This window comes from Rhizobium sp. NFR03 (assembly GCF_900111275.1).
Classification (GTDB): Bacteria; Pseudomonadota; Alphaproteobacteria; order Rhizobiales; family Rhizobiaceae; genus Ferranicluibacter.
The window spans coordinates 270,973-294,473 of sequence record NZ_FOGR01000005.1 but is presented as its reverse complement, the minus strand read 5'-3'; the positions used below and the strand labels follow the sequence as shown (position 1 = coordinate 294,473).

The following is a 23,501-nucleotide window of genomic DNA, read 5'->3' as shown; positions in this document are numbered from 1 at the left end:
CCGATAGAGTACCGGCAGGAGCAGGCCGTGCCTGTCTGCGGCCCCGGCCCGGGATTCCGCCACTCTGAACCCATCATCTTAACAATTGGTTTACCAAACATGGTGTCATTATGGCCGGACTGGACACGCCACGTCCGCGCAATCTTCACCCTCTAAACCACACCCGAATACGGCCCCGCGCGACGGCTTTGCGCACCGGGATGATCGGCAAGAGCGACCTTTAAGGACACGACGATGGAAAAGAATCCGAACCTGACCCTGACCGGCCCCGATCTCGCCGCGCTGCTTTGCAGCCGCGTCTGCCACGACATCATCTCGCCCGTCGGCGCCATCAATAACGGCCTTGAGCTTCTCGACGAAGGGGGCGCCGACGCTGATGCCATGGACCTCATCCGCACCAGCGCGCTGAACGCAGCCGTCCGCCTGAAGTTCGCCCGTCTCGCCTTCGGTGCCTCCGGCTCCGTCGGAGCGTCCATCGACACCGGCGAAGCGGAGAAAGCAGCACGCGATTTCGCAGTCGTGGAGAAGAAAACCGAGATCTCCTGGACGGGCCCGCGCGTTATCATTCCAAAGAACCGCGTGAAGCTGCTGTTGAATCTCTTCCTCATCGCCTACGGCGCCATTCCACGCGGCGGTTCGCTGGATGTGACACTGGAAAACCCGGAATACGATGCGGTCTTCAAGCTTGTCGTGCGCGGCAAGATGATGCGCGTACCACCCAAGCTTGTCGAACTCCTCTCCGGCACGCTGGAAGAAGCCGTCGACGCGCACACGATCCAGCCATATTACACGGTGCTTCTGGCCGACGAGGCCAGCATGAAGATCGAGATCCTGCCGACACCGGAAGAGATCGTCTTCGTGGCGTCCTCCATCTAGGAGCGTCGTCGCCGCCATTCTTCGTCGCTCCGGTAACGGTTTGTTTGCCAAAGGCGCCTTATACTCCCGAGACGAGCATACACCTGCGACCTGGCGTGCCAGATCGCAGGGGTGCGCAACTGGACGTTGATGCAGCGCCGGGGCGGATATCCGCCAGCGGCCTGGCATCGAGGTCTTCTGTTCACGGGAATGAAAGGGCTAGGAGCTCCATGCAGCGCTTGATGATCGCCGACGACTCCGACGTGGTGCGCAAGGTCGGAAAGCGCATCCTCTCCGGCATGGGCTTTCTCGTCTCGGAAGCCGCCAATGGCCTTGAGGCGCTGGCGCGCTGCGAAGCCGAGCTTCCCAACATCATCATCGTCGATGCGGGCCTGGATGGCGCGCTGGAGCTGATCGCGAACATTCGCGTGATGTCCGAAGGCAAATCCGTTCGTATCTATTACTGCGTCATCGAGGCGGATCTGCGCAAGATGATGGCGGGCAAGCGTGCCGGTGCCGACGACTTCCTGCTGAAGCCATTCGACCGGAAAATCCTCACCAGCGTCTTCGCCGCCTACGCCGCAGCTGCCTGACCACGAGGGTTCTTCGGCTTTCCTTGCCTACCCCCTGCCCCCGCAAAGGCCGCCCGCAAGGCGGCCTTTTTCGTCTCCACGAGAGGCGATCCTTCTCCAGACAGCGAAAAACGAAAAACCCGCCACGAAGGGCGGGTCGGTCGGCGCCGATAACGGCGATCCTGCACTGCGGGATGCATGATCGCCGATGGCTCTCAAAACATCCGGAAGATCAGGCGCTTTCGGCGAGATCGCCTTCCGGTTCGCGCAGCACGTAGCCACGGCCCCAGACGGTCTCGATGTAGTTTGCGCCGCCGGCAGCGTTTGCGAGCTTCTTGCGCAGCTTGCAGATGAAGACGTCGATAATCTTCAGTTCCGGCTCGTCCATACCGCCGTAAAGGTGGTTCAGGAACATTTCCTTGGTCAGGGTCGTACCCTTGCGGAGCGAAAGCAGCTCCAGCATCTGGTATTCCTTGCCCGTCAGGTGAACGCGCTGTCCGCCGACTTCGACGGTCTTTGCATCCAGGTTGACGATCAGCTCGCCGGTCGAAATAACGGACTGGGCATGACCCTTGGAGCGGCGAACGATCGCATGGATGCGCGCCACAAGCTCGTCCTTGTGGAACGGCTTGGTCATGTAGTCGTCCGCACCGAAGCCCAAGCCGCGAACCTTGTCCTCGATGCCGGCCATGCCGGAGAGGATGAGGATCGGGGTCTTCACCTTGGAGAGGCGAAGGGTCCGGAGCACCTCATAGCCCGACATGTCGGGCAGGTTGAGGTCCAGCAGAATGATGTCGTAGTCGTAGAGTTTGCCGAGATCGACGCCCTCTTCACCGAGATCGGTGGTGTACACATTGAAACTCTCGGACTTGAGCATCAATTCGATGCTCTGCGCTGTCGCGCTGTCGTCCTCGATAAGCAGAACCCGCATGTTTTTGTCCCCTTTTCCGCCGCCGAAAGGTAGTGCAAGGCTGCCTGACGCTAAACGGATCCAGTCGTTGCCTGATTTGGAGCTTGCCACCAAATGGTTAACAAATTCTGATTCCCTCTGGCAAGGTGCACAGCATTTGTTAAATATTTTTCTCAGCCCCTTGATTTCGTTTGCTTTTGATAAACCCGCTTTCTCACCTTTGAAGTGAGCGAACAGCTCTATCGGATTCCAGAGACTCGCCAAAAGACCAAAGCGTCGTATTTCGCGTTGGCCATTTACCGGGCCTTAAATGATCGTCCCTAGGATTAACTATGCCCGTAAACGAAACGTTACCAGCGGTAGGCATTTGTTAATATCACTGGGGTTTTTTCGCGGAGCCGAAGGCATGAGCCATCGGTAAGGGTTGCAAGTGAGATGCCGGGTCTCGCACCGCGGGAGTATTGCGTATGAAGTCACGTGAGAGCCTTGTCCGCCTGAAGGAATTTCAGGTGAAGGACAAACAGCGTCAACTGAAGCAGCTTCAGATGATGATGACCGAATTCGAAAGGATGACCAAGGATTTGGAGCATCAGATCGCATTCGAGGAGAAAAAGTCTGGCATTTCGGATCCGTCCCATTTTGCCTATCCGACATTTGCCAAGGCGGCCCGCCAGCGGGCCGACAATCTGCAGGTGTCGGTTCGGGAACTGAAAGTCCAGCAGGACGCCGCCGAACTCGCTCTGGAAGAAGTCCAGGCCGAATTCGCCAAAGCCTCCGCACTCGAAGAACGCGACGGTCTCGTGCGGTTGCGCGCCTGATCCTGATCTGCCGGCAGTCTAACCTGACCGGCAGTCCAGCCTGACCTACGCCGCCGCGCCTCGCTCCGACGCGCGGCCGTTGTCGTTGTGCTTTCAATTTCCCCGTCTTTCACCGCCGATCGCGCCCTCTCGTGCGCGACAGACGGACACATGCGACGAACGGTAAGCCAAGGAGCTTGCGCGAAGCCTTCCCGCGACCGAGCCTATGGGGTGTCAGGCATCGCCGGAGTGGCTCATGAACGCAGCCTTATCCGGAAGCGCCGCCACACGGATACGCTGAAGCTGATCTCATCCCGATCGAGACGGTGTGACAACAGGCATCCGGAACGCAAACGAGCGGCCGCGACGAAAGTCGCGACCGCTCAAGCCGATCGTTGATGCCCTGATGATCTCAGTGGCGATATTGCTGGATACGCGTCGTGCGCAGTCCTGCAAGACCATGATCGTTGATCGAAGCCTGCCAGGACAGAAATTCCTCGACCGTCAGCGTATACCGCTCACAGGCCTCTTCAAGGCTCAGCAGCCCGCCGCGAACGGCTGCAACCACTTCTGCCTTCCGTCTAATCACCCAGCGCCGCGTGTTCGCCGGGGGAAGATCGGCAATCGTCAGTGGGCTGCCATCCGGGCCGATGACATACTTCACGCGGGGTCGTACCATTTCGGTCATTGGACTCTCTACACATACTCAAGACCATATTCGGAGAGCCTAGCTTGCCACATTTAAGATTTGCCTAAGCTCGACAACACAATTTATCCATCATTCGAATGACTTGCCGCAAAGGCCTCCTGCAACGCGGAAAGAAGAGCCGTTTCCGCCTGCAAACACGACATCAAGCGGCGATTGCATCAGGCCCTTGCACACCGCAAAGCCGCGGGAATCCTGCATTCTACGGGTTCCCTGCCGCATAGCTGCCATGCGCAGGGAGCGGGTAGGAATTTTTGTAAGATTTTCATACAAGTCGGCGCGATGCAGGGGCATGCGGCGTGTCTGCAGCTGGCGTCGGGCTCATTTTTTGGCGTGACAAGGCCTCGGAAGAGGCTGAAACACCGTCCCGGGGGCCGGTAACGTCAAAAAAACTGCAGGATATGAGCCTCCGGCCCGGCACGGGCTGAGAGATTTACAGCATGCGCATCCCCAGGGTGCCATCATATCGTTTTTCCGGTAGACTGTACGTCCCGATGCCGCCCGGCATGCCCGCCCGATGAGGACGAGACGCCGGACGTGCAGCGAGACCGTTTCATTTGCAGGCGGAAGGACGCGGAAACAAGGAGCCGGCCGAGCCGGCAGTGGTGAAAACGCTATGCCTGATGTCGATGAAACGGTGAGAAGCAGCAAATCGAACCTGCTTTTCCCGACCGCGGATACGTCCTCCGTCCAGACGGAATACGAGGTCCTGCGCCTCATGCGGCAATGCGCTGCCGAATTCGGCTTCGACAATTTCATGATCGTTCGCGTTCCCGCCGGTGACCAGCAGAACTTCTCCGAACGCCTCGTCGTCAGCAGCTGGCCCGCCGATCTGGTGCGGGGCTACGATGCGCTGGACATCTTCCGGCTAAGCCGCCTGGTGGAGGAACTGCGCCACACCAAGCTCCCTGTCTTCAAAGAGACGGCCACCCTTCTTGGCCTTCGCGGCAAACCCGTGACCGCCGTCGAAATCGCGCCGTCCATGGCCTTCACTCTCGCGGTCCTGTTGCACACGACCTATGCGGATCCGTTCATCGTCACGCTGTCCGGCAGCCGCGATGCGCCGGAAGGCATCGAGGCGGCGGAGCTCTATTACGTCCTGCTCCAGCTGTTCGAGCGGTTGGAGCGCGCCATGGACGCTGGCGTCTCCACACGCGAAAAACTCTCTGCCCGCGAGATCGAATGCCTCCGCTGGGCCGCTGCCGGCAAGAGCAGCGATGAGATCGCGATCATCCTCGGCATCTCCGCCTATACTGTCAGCAGCTATTTCAAGACCGCCGCCCGCAAGCTCGATGCCGTCAACCGCATGCAGGCTATCGCCCGGGCGATGCGGCTGAAAATCATCTGAGGGTTTTACGCGCGGTCGCAGCCGTCGACATGGGGTGAGAGTCACCCGTCACGTCGAGCAGCGCTTGTAGACCCGGCTTCGACCTTTTATATTGGCGTCAAGCAAGGTGCAGGCGCGAACGCCGCGCCGGTCATCCGACAGAATCGGACCATCTCTCGTGAACAGCCTCGATTTCGACCGCAAGCCTGAAGATACCCGCGTCGTCGTCGCCATGTCCGGCGGCGTCGATAGTTCCGTCGTCGCGGGCATTCTGAAGCGGGAGGGCTATGATGTCTTCGGCATCACGCTGCAGCTCTACGATCATGGCGCGGCCGTTCACCGTGCCGGCTCCTGCTGCGCGGGTCAGGATATCGATGACGCCCGCCGCGTCTGCGAGGTCCTGGGCATCCCCCATTATGTGCTCGATTACGAGCAGCGGTTCCGCGAGACGGTCATCAATCCGTTTGCCGAAAGCTATATTGCCGGGGAAACCCCCATTCCCTGCGTCGCCTGCAACCAGACCGTCAAGTTTGCCGACCTGCTGGCGACCGCCCGCGATCTGGGTGCCGATGCGCTGGCCACGGGCCACTACATCCGCTCGCGTGCCAATCCGCAGCCGGGCTTCCCCGGCCGCCGCTCGCTCTATCGCCCGGCTGATGCCGACCGCGATCAGAGCTACTTCCTGTTTGCGACCACGCAGGAGCAGATCGACTACCTGCGCTTCCCGCTCGGCCACCTGACCAAGGCCGAAACCCGGGCGCTGGCCGAGGATATGGGCCTCGTCGTTGCCAAGAAGGCAGACAGCCAGGACATCTGTTTCGTGCCGCAGGGCAAGTATAGCGACATCGTCTCCAAGCTGCGCCCGAATGCGGCGCTGGCCGGCGATATCGTTCACCTCGACGGCCGCGTTCTTGGGCGCCACGAGGGCATCCTGCATTATACCATCGGCCAGCGCCGCGGCATCGGCGTCGCCACCGGCGAGCCGCTCTACGTCGTTCACCTCGACGCCCGCTCCTGCCGCGTCATCGTCGGCCCGCGCGAGGCGCTGGAGACACGCCGGGTCCAGCTGCGTGATATGAACTGGTTGGGCGACGTCGCGCTTGAGGACCTGCCGGCGGAAGGCCTCGCCTGCTACGCCAAGGTCCGCTCCACGCGCGTTCCTGCCCCCGCCTTGCTCAAGGTCGATGCCTCCGGCATAACCGTGGAACTCATGGAAGGCGAAGCCGGCATCGCGCCCGGACAGGCCTGCGCGCTCTATTCCGGCCCCGGCGAAGACGCCCGCGTCTACGGCGGCGGCTTCATCCTGCGCTCGGAACGCGAACCCGCTGCCGAACAGGCCCTGCGCCACCTCCTCGAAGCCCCCGCTGCCGCCTGATCCGGCGGCTGCACGCCGCCATTCGGCAGCGCTTGGCGGCTGCCCTCACATCCCCACCCTTTTTTTCCACCATCGCTTGACACCCCCCTGACCCACATCTTATAAGCCGCCCACCGCAAGCGACCGACCAAAGGTCGCATCCGGCGGCGGGGTAGCTCAGGTGGTTAGAGCAGCGGAATCATAATCCGCGTGTCGGGGGTTCGAGTCCCTCTCCCGCTACCAATTCCAGATATTTTATATCGATACAAAAGTGGCGATTTCAGCTGGATGCACGCGTGCCCCGCTGGCATTCGTATCGCCGGACACAGCTGACCTACGATCACCTCTTTGCCCACTTCAAAGCAAGCAGGCGGCAGATCTCTCATCGGCTGCCGCTCAAAGCCAGCCGGCTTCGTCATTTTTTCTTGGCTTGATCCCGATGCCACTTGATGGCGAAGAACATGCCCGTGCCGAGGACGAGAAGCTTGAGCGGGAAGAAGACGATCGGGAACCAATCCCACATTTCGGTATTCCATTCTGGTGGTTTGCGGGAGGAGGACTATCTCAAAACTGTTGCGGACAACATCGGCCATGTTGACGCAGACGTACGTCCTAGGAGACGTCTATTGCTGTGTCCCTCTACGAACACGCGCCTTGTCGCCAAAGCCGGTTGAGAGAACGTCGCATACGCAGGCTGAGGATAGTTCCTCAGGCCACCGTCCTGAGGAAAGCAAGCACCCCATGGACTGGACTTATATCCAGGCAAATTTCGACTGGCTCGGCCATATCATCGAGGCGATCGTCATGGCTGCCGTGGTGGCCGTCCTGTTCTGCGTTCTCTTCGAGCGGCGGGTGGCTGTGCTCATGGGACTGGCGTTTGCCATCGGGCATTTTCATGGGCGGGAGAAGCGGGACTTCGAGGTCAGTGTGAAGATGAAGCCGCCGCATCTCGAAGGATATGAGATGTGGAAATGGTCGTTCGACCAGATGACGGATTTCTGGCCAACGGCAGTGGTTGTTCTCGGCATTGCCTTCGCGCTGCACAGGCGGTGGAGATGACGGCGCGCGTTTTCGGTTGACGACCTGCAGGCCCTTTATGGCGCGGTATCCGCGCGGATGATCGTCGAGTAATCCGGACCGTTGGTCGGCTGTGCTTGCGCCTTCGCGCTGATGGCCGCTTTTGCGCGCAGTTCCTTTTCCGGCAGCTTCCAGAGCGTGGCATCCTGATCGAGGAGGTAGCTCGGGAGATAGCCGGAGAGGAGGATGCGCCAGTCCATGGGAATGCCGGGAGAAACCAGCCGGGCGAGATCGAAGATGACGGTGGTGCAGTTGCTGGTCAGCGTATCGTAGAATTGCGGCGTCTCGGCGCGCTCGTTGGCGGCGTGCACATAGGTGAGGAAAAGGGCAGCCGCGGCCTGTCGGGGCAGTGCCAGCGGATAGAGATAGGTATCCTCCCGGCGCATGTTGGTCCTGAGATAGAGGATGTCGCTCTCGTCGGCCGCGATGAAGGCGAGCTCGTAGCTCTTGAAGAAACCGGCGACGGAGGAAAACTGCTCCGTCTTTTCACGGCGGATCTCCACCGAAAACGCAACGCGCTGGCCATCGGCGAAGCTGAAGCTGACGAGCGTGTGGGCGATGGCATCCATGCCCCAGTAGGACAGGATCAGATCCGTGCCGGTGATCGTATCAAGATCGTAACGGCGGGTTTCCCACAGCGGTTCGGCATCCCGGTCGCTCGTCCAGCGGAAGTTGCGCACGTTGCGGAGCGTGACGACATCGCCGCCCTCTCCCGCGCCGATTGTCCCTGTCACCGTGCGCGCAACATCGGGCGCCCAGTCGCGATCGAGCCTCGGGCGAATGGTCTGCCACCAGAGCCCCACGGCAATGAGCCCCACGAGAAAGATGCCGACGGCGGCAAGAGGATAACGCCGGCCGAACACGATGAGGCCGAGGACGAAGACAACCCAGAGAAACACCGCCGCGCCGCGCAGCAGCCCATCACCGGGAATGCGATACCAGAGCGCCAACGCCGTCCATACGGTGGCGAGCAGCGCCAGCAGGAGAAAGAGCGCACTGACGAGGCCTGTGGCGAGGGTCGTGATCAAACGCATGCTTTGAGCCTCTTTCGGGAGATGATGACGCGCCTGCCTGCCCGTCACTTCGGAGCGAGTATCCGGCCGGCGACGGTGAACGGACTTGCCACCACCTGCCCCGCGGCATCGAGAATGAAGGCGCCGACGTCCGTGGGCGTGGCAGCGCCGGGCCGTCCGAGCGCGCTGACCTGCGGTGCAATCGCCGCAAGACTTGCATAACGATCATGACCGAGCCCGTCCGGTGCATTCAGAGAGGTGATATCGACCACGAGGACGCCATATGCCTTTGCCGTTTCCCGCACCTTCGGATCCTCCACATCCAGCCGCCCGACCCGCGGCCGCGAGCCGCTGAGGAGGCTCGACGCGGCCAGAGCCTCGTCCTTTGGCGAAACGAGCAGCACGAGGGGCGAGCGCAACCGGCCGATCACGTCCATCTGGCGGCGAAAGAGATCCGCATCGATATCGGGTGCCGCGAGGATGACCGTCAGCTTGTCGAGCACATCGGCGCGATCCGTCAGACGCAACTGCCGCAGCGATTCCATGATGAGAAAGCCGCCCATGCTGTGGCCGAACACGAGGATCTGCCGCACCTTGCGGGTTTCGCTGAGTGCCGCCATCAAGGACACCAGGTCGTCGCGCGAAAAGAGAACGGCATCGCGATCGGCAAGGTAGCCTGATAACGCACCTTCGGACGGCCAGGAAAACAGCACCGGCGTCGCCTTGCTGCGCGAATCCACCGCCATCTGCGTCAGGCGGAAAACGCCTTCCTGATAGCGATAGTTGAACCCGTGCACGAAGAGCCCGACCGTGCCATCGAAGCCGGGCTGCGAAACGATGGCCGCCACCAAGCTGCGCTGGTCAAGCGTGCGGCGCTCCCGCACCGTTATCGCGCGGGCGGAATCGGCCCGCTTCGAGGGATACTCGATCGCTGCAGGCTGGTGCGACGCGGGTATGGAAAACCTGTACCGCTCGTAGGTCAGCGCACGCGCGCGTCCACTGTCGAAGCCCTCGCCGTCCCGCTCGCGATTGGTCACGGCAAAGAGCGTCAGCGCCTTGTCGCCGGACACCGCCGCATCTCTCCCTGCTCCAGAAGCAGGATCGAGCACCGAGGCCGTTGGCCGGCTGGCACAGCCGCCGAGTGGAAAAACCAAGCCGAACAGAAGAAGCAGCAAGGCGGCGCGGACACGCGGGAAGGCAGCAGCACCTGCGCGGATCACAATCATCAGGCTTCCTCACGGGTTCTTGCACAGCGCTGCGCCGACGGTTCTGCCGTCCAGCGAGGGTCGGCGGCATCGTGTTACGGAACATAGCGCTGTGCCCGGCAGCTGGCCATCTCGCGCCCTCATCCTTAAGTCTTTTCCAACACACGTGGAGGACGCATTCGTGACTTTCATGCAACAGCCCCATTTTTCGAGGTGAACGCCACCGCTTTTCGGCGCCGTCTCCTCTACTGCTCGCGCAAAAACCGGCTACTTACTCAACATCCGACGCACACTTGCTGACTGCGCCGCTCTCTTTCGAAGGATGTCGTCATGACCCGCTTTACCAAGATCCTCCTCGCTGGCGTTGCTCTCGCGGCTTCCGGTTCCATCGTACGCGCTGCGGATCTGACGGAGCCGGTCGGCCCGGTCGTCGTCGAAACCAATGGCGGCTTCTACCTCGGTTCGGTCAGCAGCCTGACATTCCTCGACGACACATCCTTTGGCGTTGCCGGCACCACGGTTAACACGGACTACGACGTCGGCTATTACTCGGGTGTTCGTGCCGGTTACAACTTCGGCGACATGGGCTATGTTTCCCCGCGCGTCGAAATTGAAGTCGGCATGGGCAATGCTTCGGTCGACAATCATAGCTCGAGCGGCCTCGGCGCCGCCCGCTCCATCGACAGCTTCGGCGATGCACGCACCATCCAGGGCTACGTCAACGGCTACCTCGACATTCCGCTCGGTGGCCCGCTTTCGGCCATCACGCCTTACGTCGGCGGCGGCGTCGGTGTCATGAACCTCGAACTGCGTCGCCAGGGCATTGCCGGCGTTGCCACGCTGATGGACGATGACGACACGCGCTTTGCCTACCACCTCGACGCCGGCGTCGGTATCAACATCCAGGAACTGGGCCTGTTCACCAATTTCGCCATGCTGACCAACACCACGTTCGACATCGGTTACCGCTTCACGGCAGCCGACGACTTCTCCTTCACGGCACGTGACGGCTCGCGTTCGGAAACCGATTTCCGCAGCCACGCTGTCATCGTCGGCTTCCGTAAGAGCTTCTAGAGCATTTCCAGCCGAAGCGGGATCGCTTTGGCGTCGGACAATGCGGAGAAAACAAGAGGATAGAGAATTTCCGGTGAACGCGTGTTCACCGAGAATTCTCTAACCCGCTTACGGTCTTTCAAACGCAAAAAGCCGGCTGGTCCACCAGCCGGCTTTTTCGTGACTTGCAAGTCTCACTGTCCCGGCCGCTTGCCGGAACGGTGCGAGCATCATGCCGTTGCGTGAACGGGAACGCGCTCCACGACATAATAGGGCCCGTCCACCGACAGGGAAAACTCGCTACGGCCGCAGCGGCTCGCATATTTGCAGACGCCGTTGACTTTCGGTTCGTCGAAATCCGTCACCACGAGAAGATGCGCCCGTAGCTCGACATCCGTCAGTTCGACCGGATGCCGGGCAAGCTTGCCCGCCTGAAAAACGCTCAGTCGATATTCTTTCACCATGTCCGTCTCCTCCGTTTTCCGGCTATGACGAGAGAATCTTCTCGATCACGTAGCCGGTCTGCTCATCCTCCGTGAACAGTTGGCAGCGTCCTGTCTCTTCGACATGCTGGTAGATATAGTCGGCCCGGGCTTCGTTGTTGTCGCTGGCAATCATCAGCGTGCGGCGGAGAGCCTGGCTGCTCAAGGTCATCGCCGGGAGCGCCAACCGTCCGTGCACGAAGATGCTGAAGCGGAAGTTCGGGTGCATGTCGACATTCCATGTTGCTGCACGCGAAAGATAGCACCGAACGGACAGCTTGTGGTTCTGTGTCGGGAAGCGTACCGACAGCCTTACCCGTCACGCGGCGGAACTGCCCCGCTACACGATCGGGAGAGACGAGAAAGAGGTGAGCAAGGTGCGCAACGACACGAAGGAAGCGACTGTCGCGTGACACGGACTGATATCGAACCCGTTGCTGCCAGCAACCTCGCGCCTTTGCCCCTTCCCGGCCGGAGCTGTCGCACCTGCACGCTCTGCTGCCGCCTGCCCGATATCGACGCGCTGGAAAAGCCGGCGAATGCCTGGTGTCGTCATTGCGTGGCGGGGCGCGGATGCACGATCTATGCCGAGCGCCCGACGCTCTGTCGTGACTTCCTTTGCGCGTGGATGACGAAGCCGGACCTCGAACCGGATTGGGACCCGCTGGTCGCGCATATGATGGTGTATCAGCAGGGGCCGCAGACGACCGTGCTGGTCGATCCGGATCATCCCGCGATCTGGCAGCAGGCGCCTTATAAACACCTGCTGGAGCGCTGGGCCGCTGAGGCCGAAACGCGAGGCGGCTATGTCATTGTGTTCGTGGGGGACGATGTCTTCAAGATAGAACCCGAGGGCCACCCACCGAACAGGCCGTGAAGCGCTTTCGCGTCCTCGACCTGCGAAAGCGTTGCCAATTCCTCTGTGCCCGCCGGGCGAACAGTCGCTCTACGTCTTCCGGCGAGATGCTCGGGCGCCCGGGACGGCAACGCGGCCCCGGACGTTCGCGCCGGTAAATTGCCAGCCGGTCAGTTGCCAGCCGGACGTGCCTGGCTCCATGCAGCCAGCGCCTGGGTGAACGCTTCATTGCCGGCCGCACCCTTTTCCAGCGTCAGCAGCGCACGGCGGCCGTTGCGATAGGTCAGGGGAATGTCGATCCACGAGCGCGTCCGCAGAAGATCGAGATTGGTCGTTACGGCTTCCGGGAAATCGTTGAGCGCGATCATGTGGAAGTCGTCGGTGATCTTTGCAGGCACTGCGATCAACGGGTCGCCGCGATCCTGCTCGTTGCGCTTCAGAGCCACGCGCTGGACGCTGTCGATGCTGCCGCCCTCGAAATTCTCCGGGAGCGAGAACACGAACTCGATCGTGTGGCTGGCCGGCAAGGACGTGTCAGTGTTGCGCTTGATCGTCATCAGGGCGGTCAGTCCGCGATCCGGGACTGTAATCTGCGCCTGAATGACCGGTTCCGGACGCTGCCCCGCTTCCGGCGCTTCTTCCTTCAGCGACCACGCGACGCCGCCCTCGATCGCGGTTGGAGCCGTCTGGCCGAGGCGCTCCTCGTAGAGGAACATTTTCTGCGCGCCGGCTGGCATCTGGGTCGTGGCTTCGTTGGGTGCCGGCGTCGGGCTGACCGGCGGATTCGCTGCGGGCGCGGCATCGGCGCCCGGGGTCGTCGGAGCGGGCGTCGTCGTTGCGGGCGTCGCAGCCGCCGGATCGGCTACGGGCGGCGTTACCGTTGCCCCGGCATCGGCCGTATCGACCGGTCTGCTTGCCTCTGTCTGGGCGGCGACGGATTTGCCTTCCTGCGCGGCGCTGGCGCCGGCCGGCGGCTGGGCCGCGCCTTCGTCGACTTCCGTGCCATCCGTCTGGAGGCGCTGGGTAAACTTGTTGCTCGGCGCGGCAGACGCCACATCGGTCGTCGCATTGCCGCTTGCTGCGGTGCCGGACGCCGCGCCGCCGCTGCCCGTCGCCGATGTCCCGCCATTATTGGCTGTCGGCGGCGCCGTGTTCAGGGAGGCAATCGTCCCGGAAACCCAGCCATTCACGGCATCGCGGTTTGTCCAGTAGGCATAGCCCCCGCCGCCGAAGACGAGCAGGAGAACGAGTACGGTGGCGATCCGCTTGATGCTGAAGGCCGACTTGCGCGGCTCGGCGCGATAGGACGCCGGGCGACGCGGTGCGGGAGGAGCCTCTGCTGGATCCAGTGGAGGACGGCTCTGGGCCGCAGCCGCAACGCCGCCGGCAGCCAGCAGGCTGTCGATCTCGTCCCAGTTCTGCGGCGGCGGCGGCTCGGCGCCTGCCTCGGCCTGTTCGGTCTCGTTCGTACGATCGACCGGCCAGGACCAGTCCGACACGGCAGGCTCGATACCCTCCGGGCGAACGTCCTGCTGGAAAGGGTCCGTCTCGTCGAGCGCCCACGAATGCGACGGCTCGCCCTCCGGCGTCAGGCCGCCGGAAACGGGGGGAAGGACCACGGATGCCGGGTCGGCGACATAATTGTGATCATCATGGGCAACCGGTACATCAGCCCAGCCGGAATCGTGATCCGCGGCGTGTTCGGTGGAATGCGTCTCGACGCTTTCCGTCCAGACAGGCTCGACATGCGCGGCGACCGGCGCAACGGGCAACTCGGCCGGCGCATCGTTCCACTCGGGCAGATCCCAGCTCGCCGCCGGCATCGCGCTGACATCGCGCTCGGGCTCGATCGGCACCAGCACGGGGGCCGTCTCGTAGACCGCAGGCTCGGCAGAGGCCTGTTCCGGTTCGTTATAGTCGGGCTCGATCGACGCGGGCTCGGCAGGCTCCGGGGCCTCAGGCTCGACCCGGTCCTGCGCTGCGCCCTCTGCGGCTTCGGTCCAGGGCTCGACGCTCTCAGCTTCCACGGTCGCAGGCTCTTCGAGCGCTACCGTGTCGTTCTCATCGACGGGCTCCCACGCGTGCGACGAAGGCTCGTGCATCTGCGCATATTCTTCGGCCAGCACGTCTGCCGCGTCCAGCGCATCCCGATCGGACGCCGGCTCGGCGGGTGGGTCGAACGAAGGATCAACGCGCTCCTCGGGCTCGGGCTCGTAAAGGGGCTCCGGCTGATCCTCGGGCTGAGCTTCGGGCTCTGGCACAGACTCCGGCGGCGCATAGGCAACCGGCTCGGGCTCATCGGCATAAACAGGCAGGGGAGCGGGTTCTTCGTAAACCGGCTCCGGCTCCGGTTCTGGCTCGCGTTCCGGCTCCGGATGGCGCTCAGCTTCAGGCTCAGGCTCCGGGATATCGGGTGCTGCCTCGACGCTTTGGTCCGGCGCGACATGGGTCACATCATAGGGAACGGGCTGCTGCTCGAAAGCGACGGTGGCAGGCTCCGGCTCGGCCGGAACATCTTCAGCGGCAACGACCGCCGGAGCGACAGCGGCTGCGGCAACGACAGCAGGCAGCGCCTCCTCGGCAGGTGCTTCCGCAACGGACGATGGCGCGTGGCTCGCCTCCACCTCCGTGATGGCAGCTTCGAGCTTGCCCATCTGGCGGTCGATCATCTCGTCGGATGGACGAGGCTTCATGCTTTCAAGCTGGCGACGGACAGCGCCCCGGGCCTTTTCGTAAACCCTGGAACGCATCTCCGGACTGTTGTCGGACAAGCCGTCCACGGTCCTGCGAATAACTGCTACAAAATCCGCCATCGAAAACTTTCTTTTAACCCTTCGGGGTGATTAGGCCGATACTCAATACAGCGCAAGCGCGGGATCTGTGCAAAACCCGCGCCTTAAGCCTTTTCCATCACCCGTCACCGGTCTGTTAACCTAGTCCTCAAACGGATCGGTAACAAGTATCGTGTCGTCACGCTCGGGACTTGTAGACAGGAGAGCAACGGGCGCACCGATCAACTCTTCGACCTGTCGAACATATTTGATGGCCTGGGCCGGCAGATCGGCCCAGCTGCGCGCACCCACTGTCGACTCCTGCCAGCCTTCCAGCGTGACATAAACCGGCTCGACCCGGGCCTGACTGGCCTGGCTGGCCGGCAGATGATCGATCTCGACGCCGTCGAGCGTATAGCCCACGCAGATCTTCAGCTCCTTCAGGCCATCCAGCACGTCCAGCTTCGTCAGCGCGATGCCGGTGATGCCGTTCGTTGCGACTGACTGGCGCACGAGGGCCGCATCGAACCAGCCGCAGCGGCGCTTGCGCCCGGTGACGGTGCCGAATTCATGGCCCTTCTCGCCGAGAAACTGCCCGATCTCGTCGTGCAGCTCTGTCGGAAACGGGCCTTCGCCGACGCGGGTCGTGTAAGCCTTGGTGATCCCGAGGATATAACCGAGCGAGCCCGGCCCCATGCCCGAACCGGCAGCGGCCTGACCGGCAACGGTGTTGGACGAGGTCACGAAAGGATAGGTGCCGTGGTCGATATCGAGAAGCGTGCCCTGCGCGCCTTCGAACAGGATGCGCGCACCCTTGCGGCGCAGTCGGTCGAGCAGCAGCCAGACGGTATCCATGAAGGGCAGAACGCGGGCGGCAATCGAGGATAGCTCGTCCATGATCGCAGAATGGCTGACCTCGGCTTCGTTCAGGCCGCGACGCAAGGCATTGTGATGGGTCAGCAGACGATCGACCTTGGCCGGCAGCGTCGAGAGATCGGCAAGATCCATGACGCGGATGGCGCGGCGACCGACCTTGTCCTCGTAAGCCGGGCCGATACCGCGGCGCGTGGTGCCGATCTTGGTGCCGCTGTTGGAAGCTGCATCCTCGCGGATGCCGTCCAGCTCGCGGTGGAGCGACAGGATGAGCGTCGCATTGTCGGCGATGCGCAGGTTTTCCGGCGTGATCGTGACGCCCTGCCCGTCCAGCTTCTCGATCTCGGCGATCAGCGCATGCGGGTCGATGACGACGCCATTGCCGATGACGGCAAGCTTGCCCGGGCGAACGACGCCGGAGGGCAGCAGCGACAGTTTGTAGCTGGTTCCGTCGATGACGAGCGTGTGGCCGGCATTATGCCCACCCTGGAAGCGGACGACGACATCGGCGCGTTCGGAGAGCCAGTCGACGATCTTGCCCTTGCCCTCGTCCCCCCATTGCGATCCGACAACCACGACATTCGTCATTTCGTTTTTCCTGTCTGCAAGCGCACGTTTTCATCCGCGCTCATCTTCGCACTGCATGCGACCGCCCTGCCTCGTCCGGCAAAGGCATCCCGCACCGACCCATGGTGCTGCATCCACCCGTCATCCGGGGCTGCAAACCCGCGCATCTATACTGTCTTGTTTTTTCAAAAGCTATTCCGTTCGCCCGGGATTCAGGGCTTTTTGCATGGCAACACGCCTCTTTACGCGATATGCACCGCAGAGCACGCGTCATGAACCCCTCGCTTCTCTTGCCCGAGACGGAATTTCAGCTTGAACATCCAGGCCTATCTGATCCTTGCGCTCACCACCTTCATCTGGGGTGGCAACTCCGTGGCGGGCAAGATCGCCGTCGGCCATGTCAGCCCGATGCTCCTGACGGGGATGCGCTGGGTCATCGCGTGCACGCTGCTGATGGCCATCGCCGTGCCGCAGGTCCGCAAGGACTGGCCCCTGATCCGCCGTCACTGGCTTCTGCTGTTCAGCTACGGTGCCGTCGGCTTTACCGCCTTCAATGCCTCGCTCTATTCCGCCCTTCAATATACCAGCGCCATCAACGCCGTGATCGAACAGGCCGCGATCCCCATGGTGATCTTCGCCATGAACTTCGTGCTGTTTCGCACCGGTGTCTCCCTCGCCCAATGGTTCGGCTTCGTGCTCACCCTCTTCGCCGTGGCGCTGACCACATCACATGGCGACCTCTCGACCTTGCTCTCGCTCGATCTCAATCGCGGCGATGCGCTGATGATGTTCGCCGTTCTCGTCTATGCGGGCTACACCGTGTCGCTGCGCTACAAGCCGGGCATCCACTGGAAAAGCCTGATCGCCGTTTCCGCCTTCGCGGCGCTTCTGAGCAGCATACCCCTGATGATCTGGGAAAACACGTCCGGTGCGATGATCTGGCCGGATATGACGGGCTGGATCATCGTCGCCTATGCCGGCATCTTCCCCTCGTTTTTATCGCAGATCCTCTATGTGCGCGGTGTGGAGCTGATCGGCCCCAACCGCGCCGGGCTGTTCATCAACCTCATCCCCATTTTCGGCACGCTCCTGTCGATCGCGCTTATCGGCGAAACCCTTCACACCTTCCATATTATTGCCCTTCTTCTCGCGCTCGTCGGCATTGCGGTGGCGGAAAAGGGTCGACCGAAGGCGGCTGGTTGAAACATCCGACATGAAAAACGCGCCGGACCCTGGGAGGTCCGACGCGCTATCGGTGCTTCACGTTTGAACGTGTTCGCTTAGTCGACGTTGAAGACCAGCGGCTTTGCCTGGCGGATGGCCGGGTTGTCGGTCAGCGTTTTCAGGAGGCTCTCAGGCACCGGGCCGTCGACGTAGAGCAGCGCGATGGCGTCCGAACCGGCATCCTTGCGGCCGAGCTGGAAGTTAGCGATGTTGACGCCGGCATCGCCGAAGGTCTTGCCGATGAAGCCGATCATGCCGGGAACGTCGGTATTGGTGATGTAGACCATGTGGCTGCCGACGTCGGCATCGAGGTTGATGTCCTTGATCTGGATGAAGCGTGGCTTGCCATCCGAGAACACCGTGCCGGCGACCGAACGCGCCTGGTTTTCCGTCGTTACCGTCAGCTTGATGTAGCCGTCGAACACGCCGGTCTTGTCACGCTTGACCTCGGACAGAATGACGCCCTTTTCCTTGATCATGATCGGCGCGGAAACCATGTTGACGTCGGAAACCTGGCTGCGGATGAGGCCGGCAAGCGCCGCGCTCGTCAGTGCCTTAGTGTTCATGGCGGCTGTCGAGCCGTCATAGAGGATCTCGATTTCCTTGATCGCGCTTTCCGTGACCTGACCGACGAAGGCGCCGAGCACTTCCGCAAGCCGGATGAACGGCTTCAGGATCGGGGCTTCCTCGGCCGTGATCGAGGGCATGTTGATCGCGTTGGAAACAGCACCCTTGACCAGATAATCCGACATCTGCTCGGCGACCTGAAGGGCGACGTTTTCCTGCGCTTCCGTGGTGGCGGCCCCCAGATGCGGGGTGCAGACGACGTTCGGCAGGCCGAACAGCGGGCTTTCCTTGGCAGGCTCGGTTTCGAAGACGTCAAAGCCGGCACCAGCGACATGGCCGGACTTGATGGCTTCGGCAAGGGCTGCCTCGTCTACCAGGCCGCCACGGGCGCAGTTGATGATGCGCACGCCGGGCTTGGTCTTGGCGATGGCTTCGGCATTCAGGATGCCACGCGTCTTGTCGGTCATCGGCACGTGCAGGGTGATGAAGTCGGCGCGTGCGAGCAGTTCGTCCAGCTCGACCTTCGTGACGCCCATTTCCTCGGCGCGTTCCCTGGACAGGAAGGGATCATACGCGATGACCTGCATCTTGAGGCCGATGCCACGGGAGATGACGATGGAGCCGATATTCCCGGCGCCGATGACACCGAGCGTCTTGCCGGTGATCTCCACGCCCATGAACTTGGACTTTTCCCACTTGCCGGCCTGCGTCGACGTGTCGGCGGCGGGCAGCTGGCGGGCAACCGCAAACATCAGCGCGATGGCATGTTCGGCCGTGGTGATGGAGTTGCCGAACGGCGTGTTCATGACGATGATACCGCGGCGCGAAGCAGCGGGGATATCGACATTATCGACACCGATACCGGCGCGGCCGATGACCTTCAGATTGGTCGCGGCCGCGATCAGCTTTTCCGTCGCCTTCGTGGCGGAGCGGATGGCGAGGCCATCGTAATTGCCGATGATTTCGGCCAGCTTTTCCTTGTCCTTGCCGAGCTGCGGCTGGAAATCGACATCGACGCCGCGATCGCGAAAGATCTGGACGGCGGTTTCAGACAGTTCGTCGGATACGAGAACGCGAGGTGCCATGAGAGGCCTCCACTGATGAGAAACGTCTTGAAAAGAAGCGGGATGTGATGCGTGGCGGATTCAGCAAGGACCGCGCGGCATGGCGCGGCCCTGCTCAAGCCAGCTTCAGGCGGCGGCCTTGATCTGCGCGGCCTTCTGGGTCGCGAACGCCCAATCGAACCAAGGCATCAGCGCCTTCAGATCCGCCGTGTCGATGGTCGCGCCGGCCCAGATGCGGAAACCGGAGGGGGCATCGCGGTAAGCGCCGATATCATGGGCGACACCCTGCTTTTCGAGCAGAGCGACCATGCCCTTGGCAAAGGCTTCCTGCTGGTCGGGCGCAAGCGCCGTCACGTCGGCATCGACGATCTTCAGGCAGACGGACGTGTTCGAACGGGTCTCGGCAACCTCGGCGAGATTGGCGATCCAGTCGGTCTTTTCGACATAATCGAAAATCACCTGCGCATTGGCATCCGCCCGCGCCATCAGCGCGTGCAGACCGCCGAGCGACTTCGCCCACTGCAAAGCATCGATGTAATCCTCGACGCAGAGCATGGACGGCGTGTTGATCGTCTCGCCCTGGAAGATGCCCTCGATGATCTTGCCGCCCTTGGTCATGCGGAAGATTTTCGGCAGCGGCCAGGCCGGGGTGTAGCTTTCCAGCCGCGCAACGGCGCGCGGGGACAGGATGAGTACGCCATGACCGCCCTCTCCGCCCAGCACCTTCTGCCAGGAGAAGGTGACGACGTCGAGCTTGGAGAAGTCGAGATCCTGCGCAAAGGCGCCGGAGGTCGCATCGCAGATCGTCAGGCCCTGACGGTCGGCGGGAATGAAATCGGCGTTGGGAACGCGAACGCCCGACGTGGTGCCGTTCCAGGTGAAGACGACGTCACGGTTGAAATCGATCGTGGAGAGATCCGGCAGCTTGCCATAGTCGGCGGTGATCTTGCGGGCGTCGGCGAGCTTCAGCTCCTTCACGACATCCGAAACCCAGCCGGAACCGAAGCTTTCCCAAGCGACCATATCGACACCGCGCTCGCCCAGCAGCGACCACATCGCCATTTCCACGGCGCCGGTATCCGATGCAGGCACGATGCCGATGCGGTAATCCGCCGGCACGTTCAGGACCTCGCGGGTCAGATCGATGGCTTGCTTGAGCTTGGCTTTGCCGACCTTGGCGCGATGCGACCGGCCGAGCGGTGCATCGGAGAGAGCTTCCAGCGACCAACCGGGGCGCTTGGAGCAAGGTCCAGACGAAAAATGGGTGTTCTCCGGACGCAAATCCGGTGTCGCAGTCGTATTCATGGTGGCTATCCTTCCAGATAGAAAGCGCCTCGTTAGGGAGGCGTGTCCTGCCGCCGTGATTATAGAAACTGCTCATGGAACACAAGTGAAAACTCCGTGTCACGACCTCCGGCCAGCCTCCGGCGCGGGGCTGCGACGGCTCTCCGTCCGGTCGAAGAGCGTGCGGAAACCCCAGCGCGCAAGCTTACCGCGAACGGTGCCGGATGCCCGTCGAGTGGCCACCGTGAAGGACGAGAGCGATGCCGTAGCCGACGAGAACGGCCGCCGCCAAGCTGACGAGCGGACGGTCGCGGACTGTTGAGCGGACCTTCGCCGCGGCGTCCGAACGGTGGTCGGAGATGCGCGTGCGAAGCGTTTCGATTTCCGCCTTGAGCGCGGCCACCGTATCTGCGGCGTCGCTGGAGGATTGGTCTTCCTTCGCGGCAAGCGCTTCATCCACGAGGGGCGCGTCGGTATCGATCGTACCGCGGGGAATGGGGTTTCCGATGTCGGTCATGGCAGGCTCCTTTGCTGGAGCCAGAACCTGCGGACCGCAACAAGGTTCCTCGTTGCGCGTCGGTCAGGCTAGTACAGCGAAAAACGCAGACCGGCACGGATTTCGTGGCGAGAAAGGCCGTCGTCGCGGGCCTTCTCGCCGGAGCGGGCGAACATATCGCCGCTCGCGATGTCGGAGTAGCGGTAGCTGACATCGAGTTTCAGCCGCTCCGTGAGGTCGTAGGACGCACCTGCCATGAGAGCATAGGTAAAGCGCCAGCTGTCGTCGCCTTCATAAGGGGCACCGCCAATCGCGGCCGAGCCGGTACGCGCGGTGACGTCCTGCCAATCGACATAGGTCGCGCCGATGCCGGCGCCGAGATAGGGCGTGAAGCCGGCGACGGTTGCCAGATCGACATAGCCATTGGCCATGATGCCGACGCCGCGCAGGTCCGCTCTGTAGCGGGCCGCGACACCAGCGGTGTCGTTCGTACCTTCGAAACGGCCATCGAAGAGATCGGCTGTGATGTCGGCGCGCAGAATGTCGGTCAGCCGGTAGCCGAGACCGAGCGTGCCGGAAACGGGACGGTCGAAACGATCGTCGTCAAAGCCGCGGCGGGCGCCACCGTCCGAAAGATCGGGCGCACCGTCATCGCGAAACGCCGTGTAGCCGAGATCGCCACGCAGGTAGAGACCGGTAGTGACGCTGTCTGTCGCGATTGTGACCTCGGGTGCCGAGAGCGGGACGTCTTCGGCCTGCGCCGCCGACAGACCGAAACCCGCACCGAGCATGGCACACGCCATGCCGGCAAGAGAGCTCCACGCCGATGGTGCCTTGGTAGCCGATGGTGAAAGACGCGTCATGGAGCCCTCGATTGCCCGGTGTCGCAGCCTCCCGGCGAATCATGCGGGCGACTGATGTACAGGCGTTAACCTTTGGGCCGGTATGGTTAATGGTGCGTTAACAGGCGAGCCCCTCTCAGGCGGCAAGGCCGGAGCTGAAGCCGGGGCGGAACTGCGGCGGGCGTTCCGTCATCACGCTTGCCTCGAAAACGACGTCCGCGCCGGCAAGCCGGTACTGCAGCGGCGGACCGGGCTCCATCACCACGTCGAGCGGACCGGCACCCTCCGTACTGGCCAGGCCGAAACCGTCTATCAGCTGGTTGATATCCACCTCGCGGGCAAGCAGGCACTGGAGAAGCAGGCGCACGGCGGCCTCCGGCAAGCTGTCCACGGGCACGATGCGCTCGAAGATCTGGTCCATGCCGGCATGGCCGGTGATCCGCCAGAAGTGTCTGTCCATCGTCGCATCCCGTCAAGTTTTCATCGAATCATCCGGTATCGACCCTAACCCGCGACGCGGAGGGAACAAGCAACCGTCGGCTACGCCCGCCATGCTGGTTAATACCGTCCATTCACGGCGCGACTGCCCTGTGCCGAAAAAGCACGAAAGCCGCCCTTTCGGGGCGGCTTTCCGGAAGCGAGGAGGGAGAATGGATTACTTGTAGACCGGCTGTTCGACCGGGTACTCGGGGACATAGGCGGCCTGTTCGCAGCCGCCGAAGGAGTAGCGAAGACCGGCGCGTGCTTCGTGGACGTAGACGCCCTTGTCGCGACCCGGGCCACCGCTTTCCTTGTAACCGAACATGTCGCCGCCGACGATCTGGCGGAAGCGATAGCCGACGTCGGCCTGCAGGTTACAGGTGATGTCGATCGCCGTACCTGCCATCAGGCCATAGGTGAAGCGCCACTTGCGCTTGCCGCCATGCTCGAATTCACCGTCGCAATTATCCGGATTGCCGGTTTCGCAGCTGGTGTTCTTCAGCTTGTCCCAGCGCACCTGCGTGCCGCCGATGCCTGCGCCGACGTAAGGCGTGAAGACGCCGTACGTGCCGATATCCACATAGGCGTTGGCCATCAGGCTCCAGGCGGTCATCGAGGATATATCGCGCGATGTGCAGAATTCGGCGACGCCGCAGCTGCCGGAGGTCGAGCCCTTGAAGTCGGACTTGCCGAGATAGTCGAGCGTAACGTCCGTGCGCAGATGATTGGTGATCTGGTAACCCACGCCGACGCCGCCGGTCCAGCTGTTGTCGAGATCGTAGCTATCGAAATCGCGCTCGTAGGAGTTGGAGCCTTGGTAGAATTTCGCGCCGCGAAGCTTGGTGAAGGCATAGCCGACATCGCCGCGCAGGTACCAGCCGCTGGCGGCGCTGACCTCGACGGGAGCAGCTTCGACGACGGGTTCGAGCGGCGGCTGGTAGATGTCGGCGGCAAAGGCGGCGGTGCCGGTCAGCATAGCTGCCACAACGCCGATGACGATAGTCTTCATGGCTCACTCCATTACGATGTTGTGTCAGCCCACCTTTGTCGTGCAGCCCGACCGTCCTGTTGGAAAGCATCATGAAGGAGATTGGTTAAAGGTCGTTTAACCAAGAAAATTCACCGT

At 62.3% G+C, this 23,501-nt stretch carries 25 protein-coding genes and 1 tRNA gene; 11 read left to right on the top strand and 15 right to left on the bottom strand.

Annotation, left to right across the window (positions count from 1 at the left end; all coding sequences use genetic code 11):
- Window positions 1-234: 234 nt before the first annotated feature.
- A complete protein-coding gene (locus BSG19_RS17710) occupies window positions 235-876 on the top strand; it encodes a histidine phosphotransferase ChpT (RefSeq protein WP_092989342.1) in 642 nt (213 codons plus the stop codon).
- A gap of 209 nt (window positions 877-1,085) precedes the next feature.
- Window positions 1,086-1,448 (top strand): response regulator, encoded by a 363-nt coding sequence (locus BSG19_RS17705; RefSeq protein WP_092989341.1) that lies wholly within the window; start codon window positions 1,086-1,088, stop codon window positions 1,446-1,448.
- 211 nt (window positions 1,449-1,659) lie between these two features.
- On the opposite strand, the gene ctrA is transcribed toward BSG19_RS17705, so the two are convergent.
- Window positions 1,660-2,358 (bottom strand): response regulator transcription factor CtrA, encoded by a 699-nt coding sequence (ctrA, locus tag BSG19_RS17700; RefSeq protein ID WP_056339603.1) that lies wholly within the window; start codon window positions 2,356-2,358, stop codon window positions 1,660-1,662.
- Here ctrA and BSG19_RS25780 point away from each other — a divergent pair.
- Both BSG19_RS25780 and BSG19_RS17695 read left to right on the top strand, forming a co-directional pair.
- Complete coding sequence (locus tag BSG19_RS25780) at window positions 2,357-2,566, top strand: hypothetical protein (RefSeq protein ID WP_139274792.1); 210 nt, start codon at window positions 2,357-2,359, stop codon at window positions 2,564-2,566. The two genes, ctrA and BSG19_RS25780, sit on opposite strands and share 2 nt — an antisense overlap.
- Window positions 2,567-2,804: 238 nt before the next feature.
- On the top strand, window positions 2,805-3,155 hold the full coding sequence (locus tag BSG19_RS17695; RefSeq protein WP_092989340.1) for a flagellar export protein FliJ: 351 nt from the start codon (window positions 2,805-2,807) through the stop codon (window positions 3,153-3,155).
- A 391-nt stretch (window positions 3,156-3,546) separates the two neighbouring features.
- Here BSG19_RS17695 and BSG19_RS17690 read toward each other — a convergent pair whose 3' ends face one another.
- Both BSG19_RS17690 and BSG19_RS25775 read right to left on the bottom strand, forming a co-directional pair.
- Window positions 3,547-3,822, bottom strand: coding sequence for a CtrA inhibitor SciP (locus tag BSG19_RS17690; protein WP_062474978.1), 276 nt, complete (start codon window positions 3,820-3,822; stop codon window positions 3,547-3,549).
- Between the two features lie 90 nt (window positions 3,823-3,912).
- A complete protein-coding gene (locus tag BSG19_RS25775) occupies window positions 3,913-4,134 on the bottom strand; it encodes a hypothetical protein (protein WP_139274791.1) in 222 nt (73 codons plus the stop codon).
- A 322-nt stretch (window positions 4,135-4,456) separates the two neighbouring features.
- Here BSG19_RS25775 and BSG19_RS17685 point away from each other — a divergent pair, with 322 nt between their 5' ends.
- The 4 genes from BSG19_RS17685 (at window position 4,457) to BSG19_RS17665 (ending at window position 7,580) form a co-directional block, all read left to right on the top strand.
- Window positions 4,457-5,188 carry a helix-turn-helix transcriptional regulator gene (locus BSG19_RS17685; RefSeq protein WP_092989339.1) on the top strand — a complete coding sequence of 244 codons (732 nt, stop codon included), beginning with the start codon at window positions 4,457-4,459 and terminating at the stop codon, window positions 5,186-5,188.
- Between the two features lie 157 nt (window positions 5,189-5,345).
- Window positions 5,346-6,542 (top strand): tRNA 2-thiouridine(34) synthase MnmA, encoded by a 1,197-nt coding sequence (gene mnmA / locus BSG19_RS17680; protein ID WP_092989338.1) that lies wholly within the window; start codon window positions 5,346-5,348, stop codon window positions 6,540-6,542.
- A 145-nt stretch (window positions 6,543-6,687) separates the two neighbouring features.
- Window positions 6,688-6,764 (top strand) — tRNA-Met (locus BSG19_RS17675).
- A gap of 498 nt (window positions 6,765-7,262) precedes the next feature.
- Window positions 7,263-7,580 (top strand): hypothetical protein, encoded by a 318-nt coding sequence (locus BSG19_RS17665; RefSeq protein WP_092989337.1) that lies wholly within the window; start codon window positions 7,263-7,265, stop codon window positions 7,578-7,580.
- A 35-nt stretch (window positions 7,581-7,615) separates the two neighbouring features.
- On the opposite strand, the gene BSG19_RS17660 is transcribed toward BSG19_RS17665, so the two are convergent.
- Window positions 7,616-8,632 (bottom strand): Lnb N-terminal periplasmic domain-containing protein, encoded by a 1,017-nt coding sequence (locus tag BSG19_RS17660; protein WP_092989336.1) that lies wholly within the window; start codon window positions 8,630-8,632, stop codon window positions 7,616-7,618.
- Window positions 8,633-8,676: 44 nt separating this feature from the next.
- Window positions 8,677-9,837, bottom strand: a complete 1,161-nt coding sequence (locus BSG19_RS17655; protein WP_092989335.1) for an alpha/beta hydrolase — start codon at window positions 9,835-9,837, stop codon at window positions 8,677-8,679.
- Window positions 9,838-10,146: 309 nt separating this feature from the next.
- Between BSG19_RS17655 and BSG19_RS17650 the strand changes: the two genes are divergently transcribed.
- Window positions 10,147-10,890, top strand: coding sequence for an outer membrane protein (locus BSG19_RS17650; RefSeq protein ID WP_092989334.1), 744 nt, complete (start codon window positions 10,147-10,149; stop codon window positions 10,888-10,890).
- Between the two features lie 209 nt (window positions 10,891-11,099).
- Here the strand turns inward: BSG19_RS17650 and BSG19_RS17645 are convergent, their stop codons facing one another.
- Window positions 11,100-11,333: a hypothetical protein gene (locus BSG19_RS17645; RefSeq protein ID WP_092989333.1), complete on the bottom strand. Its 234-nt coding sequence runs from the start codon at window positions 11,331-11,333 to the stop codon at window positions 11,100-11,102.
- Between the two features lie 22 nt (window positions 11,334-11,355).
- Window positions 11,356-11,580 carry a hypothetical protein gene (locus BSG19_RS17640; protein ID WP_092989332.1) on the bottom strand — a complete coding sequence of 75 codons (225 nt, stop codon included), beginning with the start codon at window positions 11,578-11,580 and terminating at the stop codon, window positions 11,356-11,358.
- Between the two features lie 180 nt (window positions 11,581-11,760).
- Between BSG19_RS17640 and BSG19_RS17635 the strand changes: the two genes are divergently transcribed.
- Window positions 11,761-12,228 carry a YkgJ family cysteine cluster protein gene (locus tag BSG19_RS17635; RefSeq protein WP_244529303.1) on the top strand — a complete coding sequence of 156 codons (468 nt, stop codon included), beginning with the start codon at window positions 11,761-11,763 and terminating at the stop codon, window positions 12,226-12,228.
- 149 nt (window positions 12,229-12,377) lie between these two features.
- Here BSG19_RS17635 and BSG19_RS26135 read toward each other — a convergent pair whose 3' ends face one another.
- Together BSG19_RS26135 and BSG19_RS17625 are read right to left on the bottom strand one after the other, a co-directional pair.
- Window positions 12,378-15,020, bottom strand: a complete 2,643-nt coding sequence (locus BSG19_RS26135; RefSeq protein WP_092989331.1) for a hypothetical protein — start codon at window positions 15,018-15,020, stop codon at window positions 12,378-12,380.
- Window positions 15,021-15,140: 120 nt separating this feature from the next.
- Window positions 15,141-16,439, bottom strand: a complete 1,299-nt coding sequence (locus BSG19_RS17625; protein WP_092989330.1) for an adenylosuccinate synthase — start codon at window positions 16,437-16,439, stop codon at window positions 15,141-15,143.
- Window positions 16,440-16,730: 291 nt separating this feature from the next.
- Between BSG19_RS17625 and BSG19_RS17620 the strand changes: the two genes are divergently transcribed.
- Window positions 16,731-17,621 (top strand): DMT family transporter, encoded by an 891-nt coding sequence (locus BSG19_RS17620; protein ID WP_092989329.1) that lies wholly within the window; start codon window positions 16,731-16,733, stop codon window positions 17,619-17,621.
- A 77-nt stretch (window positions 17,622-17,698) separates the two neighbouring features.
- On the opposite strand, the gene serA is transcribed toward BSG19_RS17620, so the two are convergent.
- The 6 genes from serA to BSG19_RS17590 form a co-directional block, all read right to left on the bottom strand.
- The gene (gene serA / locus BSG19_RS17615; protein ID WP_092989328.1) at window positions 17,699-19,294 is read right to left on the bottom strand and encodes a phosphoglycerate dehydrogenase; all 1,596 of its coding nucleotides are present in this window, start codon (window positions 19,292-19,294) and stop codon (window positions 17,699-17,701) included.
- A 105-nt stretch (window positions 19,295-19,399) separates the two neighbouring features.
- A complete protein-coding gene (locus BSG19_RS17610; protein ID WP_092989327.1) occupies window positions 19,400-20,578 on the bottom strand; it encodes a phosphoserine transaminase in 1,179 nt (392 codons plus the stop codon).
- A 184-nt stretch (window positions 20,579-20,762) separates the two neighbouring features.
- Entirely contained in the window at window positions 20,763-21,074 is a 312-nt protein-coding gene (locus tag BSG19_RS17605) for a hypothetical protein (protein WP_092989326.1), read from the bottom strand.
- 68 nt (window positions 21,075-21,142) lie between these two features.
- On the bottom strand, window positions 21,143-21,856 hold the full coding sequence (locus BSG19_RS17600) for an outer membrane protein (protein ID WP_092989325.1): 714 nt from the start codon (window positions 21,854-21,856) through the stop codon (window positions 21,143-21,145).
- Between the two features lie 175 nt (window positions 21,857-22,031).
- Window positions 22,032-22,355, bottom strand: a complete 324-nt coding sequence (locus tag BSG19_RS17595; protein ID WP_092989324.1) for a hypothetical protein — start codon at window positions 22,353-22,355, stop codon at window positions 22,032-22,034.
- Between the two features lie 195 nt (window positions 22,356-22,550).
- Complete coding sequence (locus BSG19_RS17590; protein WP_092989323.1) at window positions 22,551-23,384, bottom strand: outer membrane protein; 834 nt, start codon at window positions 23,382-23,384, stop codon at window positions 22,551-22,553.
- Between the last annotated feature and the right edge of the window lie 117 nt (window positions 23,385-23,501).

Excerpts from the sequence above, each read along its gene's own strand:
- BSG19_RS17690 (WP_062474978.1), bottom strand. The coding sequence starts at position 3,822 with ATGACCGAAATGGTACGACCCCGCGTGAAGTATGTCATCGGCCCGGAT.
- BSG19_RS17610 (WP_092989327.1), bottom strand. The coding sequence starts at position 20,578 with ATGAATACGACTGCGACACCGGATTTGCGTCCGGAGAACACCCATTTT.
- BSG19_RS17590 (WP_092989323.1), bottom strand. The coding sequence starts at position 23,384 with ATGAAGACTATCGTCATCGGCGTTGTGGCAGCTATGCTGACCGGCACC.
- BSG19_RS17710 (WP_092989342.1), top strand. The coding sequence starts at position 235 with ATGGAAAAGAATCCGAACCTGACCCTGACCGGCCCCGATCTCGCCGCG.
- BSG19_RS17650 (WP_092989334.1), top strand. The coding sequence starts at position 10,147 with ATGACCCGCTTTACCAAGATCCTCCTCGCTGGCGTTGCTCTCGCGGCT.
- BSG19_RS17605 (WP_092989326.1), bottom strand. The coding sequence starts at position 21,074 with ATGACCGACATCGGAAACCCCATTCCCCGCGGTACGATCGATACCGAC.
- BSG19_RS17645 (WP_092989333.1), bottom strand. The coding sequence starts at position 11,333 with ATGGTGAAAGAATATCGACTGAGCGTTTTTCAGGCGGGCAAGCTTGCC.
- BSG19_RS17695 (WP_092989340.1), top strand. The coding sequence starts at position 2,805 with ATGAAGTCACGTGAGAGCCTTGTCCGCCTGAAGGAATTTCAGGTGAAG.
- BSG19_RS25775 (WP_139274791.1), bottom strand. The coding sequence starts at position 4,134 with ATGCCCCTGCATCGCGCCGACTTGTATGAAAATCTTACAAAAATTCCT.
- BSG19_RS17595 (WP_092989324.1), bottom strand. The coding sequence starts at position 22,355 with ATGGACAGACACTTCTGGCGGATCACCGGCCATGCCGGCATGGACCAG.
- BSG19_RS17665 (WP_092989337.1), top strand. The coding sequence starts at position 7,263 with ATGGACTGGACTTATATCCAGGCAAATTTCGACTGGCTCGGCCATATC.
- BSG19_RS25780 (WP_139274792.1), top strand. The coding sequence starts at position 2,357 with ATGTTTTTGTCCCCTTTTCCGCCGCCGAAAGGTAGTGCAAGGCTGCCT.
- BSG19_RS17640 (WP_092989332.1), bottom strand. The coding sequence starts at position 11,580 with ATGCACCCGAACTTCCGCTTCAGCATCTTCGTGCACGGACGGTTGGCG.
- serA (WP_092989328.1), bottom strand. The coding sequence starts at position 19,294 with ATGGCACCTCGCGTTCTCGTATCCGACGAACTGTCTGAAACCGCCGTC.
- ctrA (WP_056339603.1), bottom strand. The coding sequence starts at position 2,358 with ATGCGGGTTCTGCTTATCGAGGACGACAGCGCGACAGCGCAGAGCATC.
- BSG19_RS17655 (WP_092989335.1), bottom strand. The coding sequence starts at position 9,837 with ATGATTGTGATCCGCGCAGGTGCTGCTGCCTTCCCGCGTGTCCGCGCC.
- BSG19_RS17685 (WP_092989339.1), top strand. The coding sequence starts at position 4,457 with ATGCCTGATGTCGATGAAACGGTGAGAAGCAGCAAATCGAACCTGCTT.
- BSG19_RS17625 (WP_092989330.1), bottom strand. The coding sequence starts at position 16,439 with ATGACGAATGTCGTGGTTGTCGGATCGCAATGGGGGGACGAGGGCAAG.
- BSG19_RS17660 (WP_092989336.1), bottom strand. The coding sequence starts at position 8,632 with ATGCGTTTGATCACGACCCTCGCCACAGGCCTCGTCAGTGCGCTCTTT.
- BSG19_RS17705 (WP_092989341.1), top strand. The coding sequence starts at position 1,086 with ATGCAGCGCTTGATGATCGCCGACGACTCCGACGTGGTGCGCAAGGTC.
- BSG19_RS17600 (WP_092989325.1), bottom strand. The coding sequence starts at position 21,856 with ATGGCGTGTGCCATGCTCGGTGCGGGTTTCGGTCTGTCGGCGGCGCAG.
- BSG19_RS26135 (WP_092989331.1), bottom strand. The coding sequence starts at position 15,020 with ATGGCGGATTTTGTAGCAGTTATTCGCAGGACCGTGGACGGCTTGTCC.